This window comes from Marinimicrobium hydrolyticum (genome assembly GCF_030848505.1).
Lineage (GTDB): Bacteria > Pseudomonadota > Gammaproteobacteria > Pseudomonadales > Cellvibrionaceae > JAVDDU01.
Window position 1 is genome coordinate 314,587 of the sequence record NZ_JAVDDU010000002.1, and the last position, 19,570, is coordinate 334,156.

A 19,570-nucleotide genomic window follows, 5' to 3' on the forward strand; every position below is an offset into this window, starting at 1 on the left:
ACACCCATGCAGCCCATAAAAAACATTGTCATTGTCGGTGGCGGCACCGCGGGTTGGACCGCGGCGGCCATGCTGTCCTGTCATTTTCCCCCGGAGCGCTGCCGGATCGAAGTGGTGGAATCGGAGGAGATCGGGACCGTCGGTGTAGGCGAATCCACCCTGCCACCCTTTGTGCGGCTGCTACAAAAATTGGGCATCGACGAGCAAGACTTTGTGCGATCCACCCAGGGCTGCTACAAGCTGGGCATTCGCTTCGAGAACTGGCTGGAACAAAAGCACAGTTACTTCCACCCCTTCGGTGCTCTGGGCCGCAACATCGGCAACCACGACTTTTATCAGTGCTGGTTAAAGGCCCGTCAGGAGGGGCCGGTCGCGCCTCTAATGGCTTTTTCCCCCTGTGCCGCCATGGCCGAAGCAGGACGCTTCTACCAACCGACCCGCGCTGGTGGAGGGCCGGCCGGCACGGCCAGCTACGCGCTGCATATGGACGCCAGCTTGGCCACCGACTATCTGCGTCGCTACGCCAAGGCCAAGGGGGTTCATCATACGGAGGGCCGCGTTACCAGCGTCAACCAGCAGCCCGGCGGCAATATTGCCAGCGTACAACTGGAAAATGGCCAGAGCCTATGCGCGGACTTTTTTATCGACTGCACCGGCTTTTCGGCGTTGTTGATTGAAAAAACACTGGGCGTGGGTTTTAAGGATTGGTCAGAACTTTTGCCGTGCGACCGCTCGGTGTCCGTCAAAACGGCAGCGCCCGACGTGTTGCGGCCGTACACTCAGGCCACCGCCCGCAAAGCGGGCTGGAGCTGGCGCATCCCCCTGCGCACCAGCACCGGTCACGGCCATGTGTACTCCAGCCGCTTTTGCACCGATGCTCAGGCAAAATCCATTCTGCTGAAATCTCTGGACGCCCCGCGCATCAGCGAACCGCGTTTTATTCCCTTTACGCCCGGCCACCGCGAGGAAATGTGGAAAGGCAACTGCCTGTCATTGGGGCTCTCGGCCGGTTTTATCGAACCCCTGGAATCCACCTCCATCCATTTGATCGCGCGCGGTGTGGAGTTCTTTTTGCGCTACTTCCCGGACACCGACTGCGATCCGGCTCTGATCCGGGAATACAACCGGCGCATGAGCGCGGACTACGAAGAGATCCGGGATTTTATTTTGCTGCACTACTGCGCCAGCCAGCGCACCGACAGCGACTTCTGGAAGCACTGCCGCCAGTTGCCCGTACCGGAATCGCTGCAACAACGCATTGATCTGTTCCGGGCCCAAGGGCTGCTACGGGAGCAACTGGACCCACTGTTTCGCCCCAGCAGTTGGCAGGCGGTGTTCGAAGGCATGGGCATCCGCCCCCGTCGCCCCGCTCCCCAAACCGACACCCTGGACATGGAAACCCTACGCCAGGCACTGGAACAGACCCATGCCGCCGTCAACGCGGTGACCACGCTTCAGCCCACGCACGAAGAATATCTAAAAGGCCTGCAATCCACTTCGAGTTAACACTCGGCCACTGGCTGCACTTTCCCAAGGGGCAATCATTTTGGCCACCGCCTTTCCTTGCACCCTTATATGTAGCTCTTTAAGCAATAAAGATTGCGCACCGGGGTTATCTGAACTACCTTTTAAAAAGAATTAGAAACTCTTTAGGGTGGGGACACCCAACCTTACAAAATAGCTCTCCAGAAAACCCTTCTTCCACGATGCAGCTAGCGCAGTGACGCAGCAAAAACTGCAGATAAATGGACAACCCGACAGTGACCGCCAAGAGCTTGGCTATCTTGAGCCGCCGATTGATCGGCTCACCCATTGCTGTTCACATTTGGCCCTCGCTGAAGGAGCCTCTGAATCAGCTAGGCCAAGAGGTCAAACTTAACCGCTATCCTTTCCTGTTTTTCGAAGACCGCTCACAACTACCAAGTAAGGCAAACCCGTGTTCGCAGTAACTACACTCCCGGCCGAGGACGGCGAGCTGATCCCCCAGCACGTGATTCCCAACTCGGCACAACACCCCGTGGTCAACAGGTAACAACGATGAAAAAAATACTCGCCTCTCTTGCAGCGATTGCATCCCTCTTTTTGTACGCAGCTCAGGGTTCAACTGCTATCGCCGACAAGGAACTGGAAAGTCAGCGCCTGTTGAATGCATCTGCGGTGCTTGCTGAAATAACCGGCAAGTCTGACCTTCTTCTCGTAGCTGCCGAACTGGCTGAGCAGAAAGAAGCATTGGTGTCGGCGGCGAAGCGCCCCATTGATGCCAAGCTCTTCAGCTCCCTGAATGAATTGACGGGCATTGCGCCTGACGGTTCTCTATACAGCGGGATCCATCTCATCACGCATGGCCGCCCTGGCAAAATTTTACTGGGTGAGCGGGAGCTTGAGGTGGATGAGCTGGCCCGGCTGTTGGATAGGCTCTTGCTTAAAGATGGAGTGGTCTACTTATACGGTTGCGATATTGCCGGCAATATCGAGGGCACGGCGTTTGTCGACTCGCTCGCTCGTCAACTTGGGCGGCCGGTCATCGCTTCAGCAAACTCGACCGGAAATAGAGAACGGGGCGGTGACTGGGAACTGGAATACAGCTCCATGGCGTTGGATGCCGAGCCACTGTTCGCACAACGCGTAGAAGGCTTTGAGGTCCTTCTGCAAAGTAATGATGCCATTGTTTATATAGAACATTTAAAGCAAGGTGATCCGGGTGTTGATTGGATGAGTGGAGCCAGTGACCCGGCTGTTAGTCCGGATGGCCGGCATGTATATGTGGCCGCTTTTACGAGTAGCGCGATTAATATTTTCAGCAGGAACGCAGCCACAGGTGAACTCACCCCTGCAGGTGCTGTTGTTCATAATATGGATGGCGTCCAACATATGCAGTCGGCATTCAGCGTGGATATCAGTCCTGACGGAAAGCATGTATATGTTGGTTCACCAAACAGTCATGCGGTCGTTGTTTTTGCCCGTAATGAAAATACTGGGCAGCTCACTTTTGTTGAATCAAAAACAACGGCTAATGAAGCTTTTGCCGTAGGCGGATTCATTATGGTATCGGTAAGCCCGGACGGAAAGTCGGTATATGGTGTTGGCGGTGGCGGTGGCGAATTACATGGCCTGGTAGTGTTTGATCGCAACCCCGAAACCGGCAGGTTAACCTATGTTGAAGAGCATATAGCCGGTCAAAACGGGAATAAGTTAACCCAGGTCTTTTCCCCTACAGCCAGCCCGATTAATAACATTGACTACTCTGCCGCAGGTGATTATCTCTATATAACATCCACTGCAGATCATGCCGTATCTGTTTATGCCCGAAATACGGATACCGGGTCTTTAACGCTGGAGCAGGTTGCAGAAAACGGAATCAACGGAGTTCAGGGCATTCAGGCTGCCTCATCTCTTGTCGTTTCGCCTGATGAAAATTTTGTTTATGTAAGCGGACAAGGTCAACATGCTGTATCTGTGTTTTCACGCGACAAGGATACCGGGCATATTACCTATGTGGAGCATTATACCAATGGTACGGGCGGGATAAGTACCATGGAGCAAGCACGCAGCCTGGCTATGAGTCCTGATGGGCGCTACCTGTATGTGAGTGCCATCCAAAGTAATGCCATCACCGTATTTGAAAGAAATGTACATACCGGAACCCTTTCACTTGCAGCATCAAGAATAAATGGTGAGGATGGTGTCCTCGGTATTTCTGCTGTTTCGGGCATGGTAACAGACCCTCTTAATCAGAACTTATACTCAGCGGGTCAGGGTTTACATGCTATCGCCGTGTTTAGCCTCCCCATACCGGGTATCGTATTGGCATCTGTCACAGCTTCGGCGGATGAAAGCGGACCCGCTGTTACACTTGATGATCAATTGCTGATTTTTGACAGTGATGATACACACCTGCAATCAGGCAGTGTTACGATTGAATCCGGATTTAAACCCGGCGACCAGCTCCATGTGACGACACAGGGCGGGGTAACGGCAGATTATGACGCCGATACCGGAGTGCTTACGCTAACTGGTAGCGCCACATTGGAGACCTACCGTGACATTTTGCGATCGGTCAGTTTCCAGGCAGGTCCCGATCCGGATATTGTCGAGGGGGAAACTGCGGAAAGAAAAGTCGCCTTCCGGGTCAATGACGGCGACAATGAAAGTGCAGCGGCGATAGTAACCGTAACGGTACATGGCATTTCCGGAGCCGCAGTGACCAGCGTCGCCGTTCCCGCCAATGGCACTTACATCGCGGGCCAGAATCTGAATTTCACCATTAACACCAGCGAAAACGTCACCGTTAATACCGGCGGTGGTACACCGCGCATCGCATTGACAATTGGCGCCACCACCCATTATGCCTTGTATCTCAGTGGCAGCGGCACGTCCGCATTGGTATTCCGCTACACCGTCCAGACGGGCGATAACGATAACGATGGCATTGCTGTGGCAGCTGCCTTGGAACCGAATGGCGGCACCTTGCTCGATGGCACCGGTAATACCCTGTCTACCACCCTCAATTCCGTTGGCGATACCAACGCAGTCTTCGTGAATACCGCTACGCCAACAGTCACACCCGGCAACATTACTATTTCCGGAGCCACTGGCGCCAACGGTGCTTATCGCATTGGCGATACGGTCACAGCCATCTGGGATAACACCGCCGATGGGGACAACAACAGTTTGCCAGTGACCAGCGTGACGGTGAATTTCTCCGAGTTTGGCGGCTCGGCTGCCTTGGCCGCATCCAATGACAACGGCACCTGGATTGCCACCTATGACATCGTGCCCGGCTCGATAGACGGGACCGACCGCAACGTCAGCGTATCCGCCACCAATGCCAATGGCACCACCATAGTCGCCGACACCACCAATGCTACGGTGGATAACATTCGTCCCATTGTCACCGACGCCAACATCAACCTGACCGGCGCCACGGGTACCAATGGGGCCTTTATCATTGGCAATACTGTGACCGCCACCTGGGACGACACGGCGGGCGGCGACAACAATGGGGATACCTCCGCGGTAACCATCGATTTTAGCCAGTTTGGCGGCTCGGCCATTGCCGCCACCAATAACGCCGGTGTATGGACCGCCACCTTCGACTTGAACCCCGGCGTTATCGACGCCCCTGACCGCAATATCAGCGTCACCGCTACCGACGATGCCGGTAACCAAACCACCACGGCGGGCGATCATGACGTTTCGGTAAACACCATTGCCCCTCAAGTCAGTGCCGGCAACATCGTTTTAGACGGCGCCTCCGGTACGGGCGGCACCTTTATCGCCGGTGACACCCTGACCGTTACCTGGGACAACAGCGCCGCCGGCGATAACAACAGCCAACCGATAGCCGGTGTAACAGTGAACTTCTCCGCCTTTGGCGGTGGCAGTGCCGTTGCCGCCAGCTCCAGCGGTGATGAATGGAGCGCCAGCCTCACACTGGGAGCGGGCCTTGAGGGCACCAACCTGAACGCCTCGGTAACCGCCATCACCGAGGCGGGCAACCAACGAACCACCGCCAGCACCAGCAATGTATCGGTGGACACCCAGGTGCCTGACGCTCCCGGCGTCAGCTTTGACCAAGCCCCAATCACCAGCGTTAATGCCGACAATATCAGCCTGACCCTGAGCGGCGCCGAGGTCGACACCACCGCCAACTACAGCATCAGCAGCGACGGCGGCGGCACCCCCATCACTGGCTCGGCGACCATCACCGATCCGGGGCAGACGCTGAGTGGTATCGATGTCTCCGGCCTGCCGGATGGCACCCTGACGGTGAGCCTGACCCTGACCGACGCGGCGGGTAATGTCTCCGACCCGGCCACCGCCACCGTCGCCAAAGACGCTCACCCGGCGGAAGTCTTGAGTTTGGGCATGACCGATGGCCACTACGCCGAAGGCGATCAACTCCTGATCACCGTCGAGTTGAACAAGAATGTTACCGTCACCGGCACCGATGCCACACTGGCCATCGATATAGGCCCCGATACCCGCAGCGCCGAGTTTGTCAGCGAAGTGGATGGACTTCTGAGCTTCCGCTATATCGTGCAGACAAGTGACAATACCGACACCAACGGTGTGACGGTGCTAGCCAACGGCATTGGCCTCAACGGCACTACTATCGAAGACAGCGCCGGCAACAGCGCCGACCTGAGCTTCGCCCAGCAAAGCTTTGCCAATGTCCAGGTGGATACCATTGCCCCGGACGAGCCGGTAGTCACCGCTCCGACCCAGGCCATTGACGTCAACACCGATGCGTTTGAAATCACCGGCACCATGGGCGAGAACGGCGTAACGGTGCGCCTCTACGCCGACACCAACCAGGACGGCACGCCCGATGACCTGAACGCGGTATTGGGAACGGCGACCGTGACCGGTGGCCAGTGGCTCATCGAACACACTCTGCTCCAGAACACCGACAACCCTCTGGTGGTGGTAGCTCAGGATGCGGCGGGCAACCGCTCCGCGCCGGTGGTGGTACCGATCATTAGCCACGACAATATCGCCCCGGATGCACCGGAAGACCTGACGCTTGATCCGGCCAGTGACAGTGGCGCCAGTGACAGCGACGGCATCACCAACATCACCGAACTGGTGATCAGCGGTACCGGCGAGGTGGACAGCACCATCACCTTGACCAGCGACCTGGACGATGCGGTAGGCACCACCACCGTGGACAGCGACGGTGATTGGGAAATCACCACCGACAGCCTGAGCGATGGTGAGCACCAACTGACCGCCACCGCCACCGATGCGGCGGGCAATGTCAGCGCGGCTTCCGATGCCTTGACCGTAACGGTGGACACCGAAGCGCCGGTCATCAGCGCCATTGCTAACCAACACATCAGTCTGGCGCACGGCAGCAACCCGATCAGTTTTACCCTGGCCGACAACGTCACTGACGCAGAGACGATTGACCTGGCGGTAGTCAGCAACAACCCAGACGTGTTGCCCGAAGCCAATATCGACCTCGGCGGCAGTGGTGAAGACCGATCAATCCTGTTAATGGGCGTAGCCCCCGGCTTGACCGAAATCACGCTGACCAGCAGTGATTCGGCGGGCAACAGTGGATCGATTAGCTTCGAGGTACTGGTCAACAGCCCGCCGTTGATTAGCGGCACGGCTGCCGCACAGGCTGACCGGGGACAGCCTTACGCCTTCCAGCCAGCGGCCAGCGATCCCAACGGCGGCACTCTGATTTTCGCCATCAGCAATGCACCGACCTGGGCGGACTTTGATCCGCACAGCGGCCTGTTAAGCGGTACCCCAACGGAAGTGGGTACTCACCAGGATATCGTGATCTCGGTGAGCGACGGTTTGGACAGTGTGGTTCTGGCGCCCTTCTCCATTGAGGTGCTGGAAGCCAATCAACCGCCGATCATCAGCGGCACACCCGACCTGGAAGCCATGGTCAGTGAGCCCTACAGCTTTGTGCCTACGGCCAGCGACCCGGATGGCAATACGCTGACTTTCAGTGCCCAGGGTCTGCCAAGCTGGCTGAGCCTCGACACCGAAACCGGGGCTCTCACGGGCACGCCCGGTGCGTCAAACGAAGGCTCCAGCGCGACCATTACCCTGAGCGTGAGCGACGGTGAACTCAGCGCCAGCTTGCCGGCGTTCACCCTGGCGGTGGTGCCCTTTGTGGACCTGGAACCACCGCAGCTCAATGCCCCGGCGGATCGCATCATTGACGCCCGCACCTTGTTTACCCGCATTACCGTGGCTCAGTTGCTGGGGCTTCCGGCGGATGCCTCGGCGGCGTCGGTCAATCAAGCGCTCGCGGCCCTGGCGACCGACAACGTGGATGGCGATGGCTGTTGCTCTCCCACGGTAGAAGGTTTTGAAGACGGTGCCCAGCGTCTACGCCCGGGGCATCACGAAATCATCTGGCGCGCCCAGGACAGCGCGGGCAACGAAGCCGAGGCCGTTCAGGTGATTCATGTAAGACCCATGGTTTCCCTGAGCAAGGACCAGATTGCTGTTCCGGGCTCGGAAGTCAGCTTCAGGGTCATTTTGAACGGCACCTCGCCCTTCTATCCGCTGGAGCTTCCCTACACCCTGGATAGCGCCACCACCGCCCGTGCGGACGAGCATGATCTGACCGACGGCACGGTGGTGTTTGACGAGGGCGAGACGGAGAAGACAGTGACCCTGCGCATTGACGATGTTCAGGCCTCCGATGGCAGTCTGCTGGTGGTGCGCCTTGATGATCGCGAGCAGCAAGTTCTGACCGACGTCTTTACCGGTACGCAACCCGGGCTCTACAACCTCAACTCCGGCGCCAGCAACCGCCACCGGGTGTTGATCCGCGAAGGCAATGTGCCACCCAGAGTACGGTTGTACCTGAACCAAAGCGGCAACAACGCGGCTCTGATCGCCGCTGATGCGGGCACCATCACGGTGACCTCAACCGTGTTTGACCCCAATGTCGGCGACAGCCACAGCTTCGACTGGTCCGGCTCGGACAACAGCATCACAGCGCTGGCGAACAACCTGAGCACCGACACCCTGAGCTTGGATCCAGCCGACCTGTCTCCGGGCCGATACACCCTGCAACTGGTGGTCACCGACAGCGCCGGCAACACCGGCCGGGCGCTCCTGCCCTTCAGAGTGGCGGCCAGTCTCCCGGCGCTGGACCCAAATCAGGACAGCAACAACAACGGCATCGACGACCTGACCGAAGGGCTGGGTGATCAGAAAGGCAACGGCATACCGGACTACCTGGACGCTACGCCTTCCGCAAACGTTCTGCCGCAACGCGTTGCCCAACAGATTCAATACCTGTTGGAGTGCGACCCGGGCGTACGCTGCCGAATCGGCAGCCGCGCTCTGATGAGCGAGTCCGGTGGCGTGCAATTGCTGGATGAAGACTTCGAGCACCTGAGCGACCTGCCTGCCGATACCGGTTATCAGCCAGTTGGCGGTGTGTTCGACTTTGAAATCCACGACCTGTTGGAGTCCGGTCAAAGTGTGCGGGTCGTCGTGCCCCAGCGTGCCGTCATTCCAGAGAATGCGGTTTACCGCAAACTCATCAACGGTCACTGGCAAACCTTTGTGGAGGACGAGCACAACGCCCTGCACTCCGCGTCGGGGGAAGAAGGCTACTGCCCCGCGCCGGGCGGCGACGACTGGCAGAGCGGGCTGATCGCCGGCTACTGGTGTGTACAGCTGACCATTGAAGACGGCGGTCCCAACGACGCCGACGGCGAGGCGGATGGCTCCATCTCTGACCCCGGCGCCGTCAGCCGTCGCCTGGCAGAGGGGGAAGAGCCAGAGCCGCCCGTGGAGGTGGAGCCCATCGAACAAATCACGGTAACCAGCAGCCGCCGCTCCGGACACAGTGGCCTGTGGTTATGGTTATTGATGCTGGGCTATGGCTTGCGCCAGGGACTCACTACGCAAAAACAACAGACTAATGGAGGTCGGTCATGAATCGACACACTCGCCGCGTAGTTGCCCTGGCTGGCCTGACACTGCCACTGAGCATTCCCGCTCAGGCGGATTCCTCCATTTGGTCCGGTGACGGTCTGTATTTGGGTGGCACCCTGGGCGTTGCCCATAGTGGCATCAGTCAACAGCGGGTAGCCGACCGCTTCGAGTCTCTGGGATATGATTTTGAAGTCGAACTGGAGGATCGCAACCGCTGGGCTTGGGGTGCAATTGTGGGCTATCAGTGGACGCCACACTTCGCCACTGAACTGGGTTATCTGGATATGGGGGCTTTGGACGCCCGTATCACGGGCCAGCCCAGCGAAGTCCGCCGCTACTTGGATAGCGGCGCCGATGCCCTGCCACAAACACTCGCTGGCTGGGAACTGGCCGCCGTTGGCACCTATCCGTTGAGCAAGCGTTATTACGTATACGGACGTGTGGGTGTGATGGCTAGCCGATCAAAAGCCAGCTCAGCGGAGCTGGCTCAAGAATGGGCTCGAAGCACGGAAGGACCCAGCTTCGGGCTGGGTATTGGTTATAGATTCAATTCGCAATGGCGTACCCGCGCTGGGATAAGCTATTACGATCTCGATAATCAGCGTACCTCCCTGGCCTCGGTGAGTTTAATCTACCAGTTCGGGGAGCCTAGTCAGCGTGATCGCCATGTACCGTCGGTCGCAACCGCTCCGCCCCCCACAGAACGCGAGCCGGCACCGGTCGCCACCCCACCGCCGACACTCCACCTCGCGATCATTTTTGATTACAACTCCGTTGAAGTGTCGGGTGAGTTTCAGCCCAGGTTGAGAGTGGTAGCCAATCACTTGCATCAGAACCCGAACAAGCGTGTGCTCCTGACCGGGCACTCGGACAGCAGGGGGCCGAGCGATTACAACCGTACCCTGTCAAAACACAGAGCTAAGTCGGTTCGTGACTTTATGGTGGAGACATACAATCTCAATCCCGATCGCTTTGAATTGCGGGCTTTGGGTGACACCCAACCCTTCGCGGACAATGCCACGGAAGAAGGCCGCGCACTGAATAGACGGGTCATACTGGACTGGGTTGAACCCTAGCAGCAAGATGGGCGCAACCCAATTAAAAACCGTGAGTCCTAAGTCCCCTTGAGACGATGAATAGAATCCAAGGGGCACACCGCAATGCAGGTGGGCGAGTCATAAAAACCCTCACATTCGGTGCATAGGTCTGTGTCTATCTGATAGTGCTTGCGGCCCATGGCTATGGCCTCGTTCGGACACTCCGGCACACACATGTCGCAGTTGATGCAGCTGTCGTCGATCGCAAGTGCCATAGCCTAGAGCAGCCTTACCAGGAGCGCCGTACGAGTGTCGCATGCCACGGGCAGAGGTATCGCCACCCGGTGGCCGGAACCTGGAGCGGTCAATATTGGCGTACCGTCAAGGCCGAGCATATCTTCCAGAGTGAAGGGCACGTTGCCACTTGGGCTGAGCAACAGTAATTTGTCGCCCACATGAAAACGGTTCTTCACGTCCACCCAGGTATAGTCCGACGGACCGGGGTCGGAGCAGAATTCTCCAACCCATTGCTGATTGCCGTCGCTATGGTTTGTGGCATAGTTCTGCAACTCAGCGGCCGGAATGTGGCGGCGAAGAAAGCCGGGGGTGTAGCCGCGGTTGGCGAGGCCATCCAAATCTTCGAATAGGCTCGCTTGCAGAGGCTTTCCGGCCACGGCCGCATCAATCGCTTGCCGGTATACCTGTGCCGTGCGCGCCGCATAGTAGGGCGACTTGGTACGCCCCTCAATCTTAAGCGAGTGCACACCCAGGTTGACCAACTGTTCAACGTACTCCAACGCCCGCAGATCCCGCGAATTCATGATGTAGCTGCCGTGCTCGTCTTCATCCATGGGCAGCAACTCACCCGGGCGTTGCGGGTCCTCCAGCAGCACTGGTGCCGCTTGCCACTGCCCGACGGCATTTTCCTGTGCAGGGTGAACCTTGTAGTCCCAACGACAGGCATTGGTACAAGCACCTTGATTGGGATCGCGCTTGTTGAAATAGCCCGACAGGAGACAGCGGCCCGAGTAGGCCATGCACAATGCTCCATGCACGAACACCTCTAATTCCATGTCCGGCACGCGCTGGCGAATTTCCGCGATCTCTTCAATAGAAAGTTCGCGTGACAAAATGATGCGCGCAATACCCTGCTCCTGCCAAAACCGCACCGCGGCCCAGTTCAGCGTGTTTGCCTGTACGGACAAATGCAGAGGCACATGGGGGAATTGCTGACGCAGCAACCAAATAACGCCCGGGTCAGAGACAATCAGCGCATCGGGACCAAGCTCAACAACCGGCGCGAGTTCATCCAGCAAGTGGTTTACCTTGCTGTTGTGCGGAACGATGTTGGCGACCACATAAAAACGCTTCCCCGCCGCATGGGTTTGCTCAATACCCAAACCCAAATTGCGCACATCAAATTCGTTGTTGCGTACTCGCAAACTGAATCTGGGCTGCCCCGCGTATACCGCGTCGGCACCGTAGGCCAACGCCAGGTGCATGGCCTTCAAACTGCCGGCGGGTGAAAGGAGTTCCGCTTTGAACACTCGAGAGTCCTCAATTCAAAAAACCGCTTATTTTAGTGGACGAGTTTTGCGGTGTTTTGATTCAGAACAAAGGCCGACTAGGTTTAGCCTCTACTACTTTGTGGGCACCACCTTTGATCACTTGTGCCCATATAAATTTCGATGTACAGCTTGAAAACGTGCACCTATTAAAGAAGTTTTTTGGTGCGGCTTCGAGCCGAAAGATTGACCTGTACGGCAGCGTTTCGTACCATGGTAGCGCTATCTTTTGTGTCGGCGGGAAGCCTCAGTCGCCCCCAAAGCCCACTCAGGGATAAACAAAATAATAAGCCGTTTTTTATCGGAATTTCGGAACCGCGGGGTAGACAAGAAATGCTAAGCGCCCATGATAGCGTTATCCGAGCCATTTTAGAGGTAACACCAGTAGGCATGCTATTGGTAGACGCGCACGGCCAAGTGGTATTTTGCAATAACCGCGCCTGCACCATACTCGCCTGGGATGGAAATGATCTCCCCGGACAGCACATCAACGCCCTCATTCCCGACCGATACCGCAGCGCCCACGAAGTCAGTCGCAAGGGCTATAACAAACAGCCCGAAGCTCGCAGCATGGGCGGCAACAGAGATCTGTTGGCGCTGACAAAAGACGGGCGAGAAATTCCGGTAGAGGTTGGCTTATCGCCAGTGAGTTTAGGCGGAAACAACTATGTGCTGGTCTCAATGCTGGACATTAGTGATCGCAAACGGGCGGAGGATCTGGAAGCCGCCAACAGCCGGCTCGCCCACATGGCGACGCATGACCCTCTCACCGACTTACCCAACAGAGCGCAGCTGCTGAGTATTTTGGATGACGCACTGACTACGGCGTCGGACGGTAACGCCGTCACTTTGGCATTTGTCGACCTCGATGGGTTTAAAGCGGTCAATGACCAACACGGGCACGACCTGGGAGACAAACTCCTAAAAGCCGTTGCGGATATTCTGCGCAGCCTTATCCGTCGCAGCGATTTTTTGGGGCGCTTGGGTGGTGACGAGTTTCTTTTGGTTTTCCGAGGCACCGATGCCGGCCATGGTATTCAGAAGACGCTGAAGGGCATTCTTCGAGCGATAAAACATTTGAGGCACGTTGAAGACAAAGAGGTCAGCATCACCGCCAGTATCGGCGCCGTCACTTGTTCTGCAGGCGCGAACATCAGCGCAGAAGTGCTGATAAAACACGCCGATCAGCTTATGTACCAAGCAAAACACCAAGGGAAAAACCGGCTTGTCGCTGAACACATCAGTGCGGAAAGCATCGAACTCACCAAAACCCAACGCCCACTGGCTCGGTAGCATACCCCCGCCCCTTGACGGGCCTGCAGCATCGCTTTATGTTCGCCCTACCCCACCCTAGAATTTTGAGACTTCATGAACAAACTCACCCCCCGCCGCCTGGGCGCCGCTTTGCTGTTGCCTATAACCGCCACCGGAGCCGTGAACACGGCCCAAGCTCAATCGACACCGCCGGTGGAGCAGATCTACGTCAGTGGCGTGCGCGGCGACACCAGCCAACGGCCGGTGGCCACCACAGTCACGGTCATTGATCGGGAGCAGATTCGCCTCAGCGGCGCGCAGCAGGTTTCTACGCTTCTGCGCACCCAAGCGGGTGTGCAATTGCGCGATGCCGACGGCAGCGGCGGGCGCAATGTCACGGTGTCCATGGGCGGCTTCGGCGGCAACGCCGCCAACAACACCTTGGTACTGGTGGACGGGCGCAAACTGAACAACCCATCGCTGGCGGGTCCGGCCCTGAATGATATTCCCGTATCGGACATTGAACGCATCGAAATTATTCAAGGCAGCGCCGGTGTTCTCTATGGCGATCAAGCCGTGGGCGGCGTCATCAACATCGTTACGCGCCGTCCCCGCGGTGAGCATATTGAAGGCTACACGGAAATCCGGCGCGGCAGTCACGGACAGAAAGGGTATGGGGTGCGCCTGGCCCAAGGCCTGGATAATGGTGTGCATTACCGAGTCTCTCTGCACCAACGGGAAGCGGATCATTACCGGGACAACAACGAACAGGAATACCGCAACATTCAAGCTCGCCTGGGTTGGGATTTCGCCGCTGGACGAATCGCCTACGAGTACCAGCGGGTGGATGACGAGTTGCGCCTGCCCGGGGCTCTTTCCGACGAGCAGCTGGAGGAAGACCGCCGCCAGGCGAGCACTCCGGACGATTTCTCCAACCAGGACACCCGCCTCTCCCGGATCAGTGGCGAATGGTACCTGTCGGAAAACTGGCGACTGCTCTCCGAGTACAGCACCCGAGAAACCGAAGCCGAGGGTTTTATTTTTTCACCCTTTCAGCAGCGCACCGAGGTTGAAACACTCACGCCCCGTTTGATCGGGCGTTTTGGCGCGCCGGGTGGAACCGCCGTTCTCACCCTAGGCACCGATCGTCAACGCGCGGAGTATCAACGCAGCAGTGAGTTTGGCACCACTCAGGCCGAACAGGATTTAAAGGGAAATTACGGCCAGTTAGTTTATCCACTGACCGCCAAACTCTCGGGCAGCGCTGGTTTGCGCCGGGAAACGGTAACGGATCGCGATCCACTGGCAGAAGACGAAACCGAACGGGAACATCAGGCGGACGTACGTGAATGGGGGCTGAGTTATCAGTTCACACCCAGCTGGCGACTCTACGGTCGCAGCGCCGAAGGTTTTCGTTTCGCCAATGTGGACGAATACACCTTCACCGATGAGGGTGTGGAGTTTCTGGATCCTCAAGAAAGCCGCTCCACGGAAGTGGGCCTCAACTGGCGTGGCAACAAACACGATATCACCACCTCGGTGTTTCGCATGCGCCTGCACAATGAAATTGCCTACGATCCCAGCGCCGGTTTCGGCGCGAACGTGAACCTGCCGGATTCGGAGCGCGAGGGCGCACTGGTGGATGTTAATTATCAGTTTAATGAACGCTGGAGTGGGCAAGTCAACTACACCTTTACCGACGCCACACTCGCAGAAGGTGAATCCGCCGGCATGCAGGTACCCTTTGTGGCCCGACGCTTGGCCAATGCAACTTTGAGCTATGAGCCCATGAACATACTGGCCTTCTATGTGGATGCCCAATACACTGGCCCTCGCTACCGCATCGACGACAACTTCAATACCCAAGGCGAGTTGGCCAGCACACTGGTGTGGAACGCCAATATGATTTGGCGGGACGGCGACTGGGAATTGGGTATCCGGGTCTTGAATCTAACGGACGAAGTAGTTTCCGATTATCAGGCCTGGTCGTCTCATTCCGGCAACTACGAATACCCGCGTCCGGGGCGTACGTTCGAAGGCAGGCTAACGTACCGCTTTAGGTAAACACCACCAGCGGCGAGTTAGTTTCAATATAAAACAGGTGACTGCATGCAAAAGCAATGGATTATTCAGGGCGCGTTCGCCGCGCTGTTAACGCTTACACTCACCGCCTGCTCGGGCAACAACCCGGACACGCAGGAAGGACAGAGCGCAGGGGTTATTGATCAGGCCGCTATTGAGAGACTGAATGCAACTCTGGGTGGTTTTGTGGAATCCGGCCATCTCGCCGGCGCCTCCGTGCTCATTTTCGAAGGTGGCCAGGAAGTGTATTTCAACACCTTTGGAATGGCTGACCGGGAAGCGGGCGTGCCCATGTCCCGAGATACCCTGGTACAAATTTTTTCCATGACCAAGCCGATCACAGGCGTGGCCATGCTCACACTCTACGAGCAGGGCAAATTGGATCTGGACGACCCCGTCTCAAAGTTCGTGCCGGAACTGGCCGATGTACGCGTTTACGCGGGCACCGATGAACATGGAGAAATGATACTCGAAGCTCCGCATCGGGAAATCACCATTCGCGACCTTACCCGACACACCGCGGGGTTTGCCAATTCACCCGATCTACCCGGCGTGGGCCCAATTCTCGCGGCGGAAGCACCGGGCGCCCAGGAAAACACGCTCAGTGAAATGGCCGAAAAAATGGCGCGTGTGCCACTGTACTTTCAACCCGGTGAACGCTGGTCGTACGGGCCAGAAGTAGACGTCCTCGCGTTGGTGGTAGAGCGGGTGTCCGGCCAGCCATTCGACGCCTACGTGCGCGAGAAGATTCTCGTACCTTTGAAAATGCGGGAAACGAGTTACTTCGTCTCCGAAGAAGATCGCTCTCGGTTCGCCGCGGTTTATGAGCGCAACGGCAACGGAAAACTGAACCGGATGCCCGATGCTTTGGGTCAACGACTTGCCACTCAACGCTGGGCACTGACCCCGGGTGGTTACGGGCTAACGTCTAGCCTGGACGATTACATGCGCTTTGCCCGCATGCTTGTTAACGAGGGTGAGCTTGACGGCGCGCGAATTTTGCAGCCGGATACCGTGCGCACCATGGCCACCAACCATCTGCCCGACGACGTCACTGATCGCTCCTGGTTGCCCCACAAGGGCCAGGTGGGTTTCGGTGTGAACGTCGCCGTGCGGCTTAATCCTCCCGCGTCGGCTGAGGAGAACAACGGTACTGTGGGAGAGTTCTTTTGGGACGGCGCCGCCAGCACACTGTTTTGGGTGGATCCGGAAAATGATCTTGCAGCGATCCTGTTTGTACAACTATTGCCATTCGATGAAATTGGTCTGCACAAAGCCTTTCGCGATGCCGTCTACGGCCCTTTTTCAACTGAGCACTGAATACACCATTAAGTTGGGCGCAGGGAAGCGTCCGGGGGCTTGATACCTATGCCAGATATTCCACTCACAACCGCTACTGTTTACCAGATCGGCGACTGGCGGTTCGATGCCACACACAACCGCTTGAGTCGGGGAGAGGAAGTGCAGCTGCTGGAAGATCGTCTGGCGCGGTTGCTGCATCACTTCATTCAAACCTCCGGCGAAATCCAAAGCAAAGAACAACTGATGAAGGCCATCTGGCCGGGTCGGGTTGTGTGCGACGACAGTCTTTCTGTGGCCATCAGCCAACTGCGCAAAGCGCTTGAAGATCAGGCTCGAACCCCCCGTTACATCAAAACCTTATCCGGTCGAGGGTATCAATGGATCGCAGATTACCAGCCAGAGGCGCCATCAGTTCGTGCGCGTTTTTCTGGGCGCGGATGGCTAGCTGCCCTGGGGGTTTTGTTACTGGCCCTCGGGCTCGGCGCGCTGCTCCTTGCACCTAAGACACCCTCCACAGAAGTGGCCACCTGGACCAACGAGCCTCACGACCAGAAAATGCGGGAAACCATTGGTCACTATCGCGACATACTGGCACAGAATCCCGGCGACGCCGACGCCTACCTGGGCATTGCCGAAGCCAAAATCCAATTGCTGGGGGAGGAAATTCTGGCCTCCGGACACTCGCCGGAAATCCGCGCGCTTTTGCAGCGCGCCCTAGAGTTGGATGACTCCCTGTCCGATGCCCATCGCTGGTTGGCCAACCTGCACTTTTGGTCTTACCGGGATGACCTGCAAGCGGAGCGGCATTTCCAGCAAGCCCTGCTGCTGGCCCCGGACAATGAGCGACTGCATCTGGACTATGCCCAGTTCCTGCTAGCGATGGGCCGCTTCGAGGATTCGCTCCAGCATGTTGACCGACTGCGGGCATTGAACCCGCTGACCTACTCGGCCCCGACGGTGATCTGGATTTATCAAATGCAGCGCCGTCACGATTTAGCCTTGCAGGAATTCGAACGTATCCGCCGCACGGAACCGGAAGACCGCTACTACCGCATCTCCGCCCAGCGGGTTATGGAAAGCCTGGGTGACTATCGGGCCTCTTTCGAACACAGCCTGTGGTTGATGCGAGACGCTAGCTTTACTGACCAGGAAATCTCCCATGCCGAACAAACCTTCCACCGCGGCGGCTTGCGGGCATTTAATCGTTGGCTACTGGAGCGGCGCGAAGCGGCGGACCTGGGCGATTATCGTCCACCGCTGGCGTGGGCTCGCTATGCCATCGGTGCCGGCGATCTTGACTTGGCCCTGGACTATTTGGAGCAGGCGCGCGAGCAATTCCCCGTTTTGTGGTTGGCAGTAGATCCCAAGTACGATCCGTTGCGCCAAGAACCGCGCTTCCAGGCACTGCTTGATGGCTTAAAACTGAGCAACCCCGATTCTTAAGAATTTTTAACCCCGTTTTCAGGACTTATTGGATTCTTCCCGCCACTCTCGCCTCCTTTCACGCAAAGCATTGAGAGGCAACCATGAAAATCAAATCGTTCCTAGCAGGTGTTTGTACACTACTGATTCTTTCGCCAGGGCTGAGCTTTCAGGCGGCGGCTGACTGGCCCACCTTTATGGGCGACCCCACTCGCTCCGGCAGCGCAGGCTTAACCTCGGAGAAGGTAAACACCAGCGAGCTCTCCCTGGCTTGGGACATGCCCTTACACACGGAGGTGATAGCCTCACCAGTGGTCAAGGATAACCAGCTGCTGATCGCCGCCGAAAACGGCAACCTGTACAGCATCGACATGGAAACCCGGCGATTGCAGTGGCTGTTTCACAGTCACGGGGGCATCAGCTCGACACCCGCAATCGATAGGGACAAGGTGTATTTTCTAAACCGGGCTGGCTATGTGTACGCGCTGGATCTCCAGGACGGCAAGCCGCTGTGGCGATTTGAAACCGGCGGCGAGTCGATTTTCAGCACCTACAATCTTTACGGCATCGACAGCGACGATCCGGTACCTGATCCCTGGGATTTCTTTTTGTCATCCCCGCTGGTGGCGGATGGCCGCGTCTATGTCGGCAGCAGTGACCAGCGCATCTACGCACTGGATGCGGAAACTGGCGCTCGACTATGGAGCTTTAAAACTGGCGGCGTGGTGCATGCTTCGCCGGCATTGGCGGGCGACACATTAATTGTGGGCAGTTGGGACAGTGCCATTTACGCCCTGGATGCACAGACCGGTGCCGAGCGGTGGCGCTTTCAGACTGAGGCCGAACAAAAAATCAGTATCTGGCTGGGTGTTCAATCGTCCCCGGTCATTGATGGTGACAGCGTTTTCGTCGGCTCGCGAGACGGCTACCTGTACCGCCTTAACGTCTCCGACGGCAAACAACAATGGCGTTACGATGTCGAGCGTTCCTGGGTAGTAGCCACCCCGGCCGTGGATGAGCAGCATGTGTATTTTGGCACGTCGGATACCGCTGCAATGATCGCCGTAAACAAGCGCACGGGGAAGGAAAGCTACCGTTTTAATACCCGAGTATGGACTTACGCTTCGGCGTTAAGAGTGGGGAACGACTTGGTGTTCGGCACCATGGCGGGCGAGCTTTACGCACTGGACGCCACCACTGGTGAGCAGCACTGGCGCTACCAAACCCCCGCCCATCAAGAAGACGCGTTTGGCATTCTGGATGAGCAGGGCCGCTTCCGTCGCGATCGATTGTATGGCGAAACACACCAACTCTATTCCGCCATGGCGCACGTCAAACGGCTGGGCGCATTCATCGCCTCGCCCATCTGGCACCGGGGCCAGTTAATAGCCGTTACCGCCACCGGTCAAATATTGGTATTTACTGCTGAGCCCTAAGCTCAAGTGAGCGCGTAGACTTGAGACCGGGCCCCGATTGGGGCAATAT

10 protein-coding genes are annotated in these 19,570 nt (G+C 57.4%); 8 read left to right on the forward strand and 2 right to left on the reverse strand.

The window, feature by feature from the left end; all coding sequences use genetic code 11:
* Positions 1-6 precede the first annotated feature (6 nt).
* From RBH33_RS04640 to RBH33_RS04650, 3 genes are all read left to right on the forward strand, one after another.
* The gene (locus RBH33_RS04640) at positions 7-1,506 is read left to right on the forward strand and encodes a tryptophan halogenase family protein (RefSeq protein WP_306730969.1); all 1,500 of its coding nucleotides are present in this window, start codon (positions 7-9) and stop codon (positions 1,504-1,506) included.
* Between the two features lie 531 nt (positions 1,507-2,037).
* On the forward strand, positions 2,038-9,426 hold the full coding sequence (locus tag RBH33_RS04645) for a beta-propeller fold lactonase family protein (protein ID WP_306730970.1): 7,389 nt from the start codon (positions 2,038-2,040) through the stop codon (positions 9,424-9,426).
* The gene (locus RBH33_RS04650) at positions 9,423-10,499 is read left to right on the forward strand and encodes an OmpA family protein (protein ID WP_306730971.1); all 1,077 of its coding nucleotides are present in this window, start codon (positions 9,423-9,425) and stop codon (positions 10,497-10,499) included. The genes RBH33_RS04645 and RBH33_RS04650 overlap by 4 nt, the downstream gene beginning before the upstream one ends.
* 38 nt (positions 10,500-10,537) lie before the next feature.
* On the opposite strand, the gene RBH33_RS04655 is transcribed toward RBH33_RS04650, so the two are convergent.
* Positions 10,538-10,735: a YfhL family 4Fe-4S dicluster ferredoxin gene (locus RBH33_RS04655; RefSeq protein ID WP_306730972.1), complete on the reverse strand. Its 198-nt coding sequence runs from the start codon at positions 10,733-10,735 to the stop codon at positions 10,538-10,540.
* Between the two features lie 3 nt (positions 10,736-10,738).
* Positions 10,739-12,007, reverse strand: coding sequence for a prephenate-dependent tRNA uridine(34) hydroxylase TrhP (gene trhP, locus RBH33_RS04660; RefSeq protein WP_306730973.1), 1,269 nt, complete (start codon positions 12,005-12,007; stop codon positions 10,739-10,741).
* A 351-nt stretch (positions 12,008-12,358) separates the two neighbouring features.
* On the opposite strand from trhP, the gene RBH33_RS04665 reads away from it, so the two are divergent.
* The 5 genes from RBH33_RS04665 to RBH33_RS04685 all read left to right on the forward strand — a co-directional run bounded on the left by RBH33_RS04665 (position 12,359) and on the right by RBH33_RS04685 (position 19,521).
* The gene (locus tag RBH33_RS04665; protein WP_306730974.1) at positions 12,359-13,318 is read left to right on the forward strand and encodes a sensor domain-containing diguanylate cyclase; all 960 of its coding nucleotides are present in this window, start codon (positions 12,359-12,361) and stop codon (positions 13,316-13,318) included.
* A 75-nt stretch (positions 13,319-13,393) separates the two neighbouring features.
* Entirely contained in the window at positions 13,394-15,343 is a 1,950-nt protein-coding gene (locus RBH33_RS04670; RefSeq protein WP_306730975.1) for a TonB-dependent receptor plug domain-containing protein, read from the forward strand.
* Positions 15,344-15,388: 45 nt separating this feature from the next.
* Positions 15,389-16,681, forward strand: a complete 1,293-nt coding sequence (locus RBH33_RS04675) for a serine hydrolase domain-containing protein (RefSeq protein WP_306730976.1) — start codon at positions 15,389-15,391, stop codon at positions 16,679-16,681.
* Between the two features lie 48 nt (positions 16,682-16,729).
* A complete protein-coding gene (locus RBH33_RS04680; protein WP_306730977.1) occupies positions 16,730-18,106 on the forward strand; it encodes a tetratricopeptide repeat protein in 1,377 nt (458 codons plus the stop codon).
* 83 nt (positions 18,107-18,189) lie between these two features.
* Positions 18,190-19,521: an outer membrane protein assembly factor BamB family protein gene (locus tag RBH33_RS04685; RefSeq protein ID WP_306730978.1), complete on the forward strand. Its 1,332-nt coding sequence runs from the start codon at positions 18,190-18,192 to the stop codon at positions 19,519-19,521.
* The last annotated feature ends 49 nt before the right edge of the window (positions 19,522-19,570 follow it).

Excerpts from the sequence above, each read along its gene's own strand:
- RBH33_RS04640 (WP_306730969.1), top strand. The coding sequence starts at position 7 with ATGCAGCCCATAAAAAACATTGTCATTGTCGGTGGCGGCACCGCGGGT.
- RBH33_RS04645 (WP_306730970.1), top strand. The coding sequence starts at position 2,038 with ATGAAAAAAATACTCGCCTCTCTTGCAGCGATTGCATCCCTCTTTTTG.
- RBH33_RS04650 (WP_306730971.1), top strand. The coding sequence starts at position 9,423 with ATGAATCGACACACTCGCCGCGTAGTTGCCCTGGCTGGCCTGACACTG.
- RBH33_RS04655 (WP_306730972.1), bottom strand. The coding sequence starts at position 10,735 with ATGGCACTTGCGATCGACGACAGCTGCATCAACTGCGACATGTGTGTG.
- RBH33_RS04665 (WP_306730974.1), top strand. The coding sequence starts at position 12,359 with ATGCTAAGCGCCCATGATAGCGTTATCCGAGCCATTTTAGAGGTAACA.
- RBH33_RS04670 (WP_306730975.1), top strand. The coding sequence starts at position 13,394 with ATGAACAAACTCACCCCCCGCCGCCTGGGCGCCGCTTTGCTGTTGCCT.
- RBH33_RS04675 (WP_306730976.1), top strand. The coding sequence starts at position 15,389 with ATGCAAAAGCAATGGATTATTCAGGGCGCGTTCGCCGCGCTGTTAACG.
- RBH33_RS04680 (WP_306730977.1), top strand. The coding sequence starts at position 16,730 with ATGCCAGATATTCCACTCACAACCGCTACTGTTTACCAGATCGGCGAC.
- RBH33_RS04685 (WP_306730978.1), top strand. The coding sequence starts at position 18,190 with ATGAAAATCAAATCGTTCCTAGCAGGTGTTTGTACACTACTGATTCTT.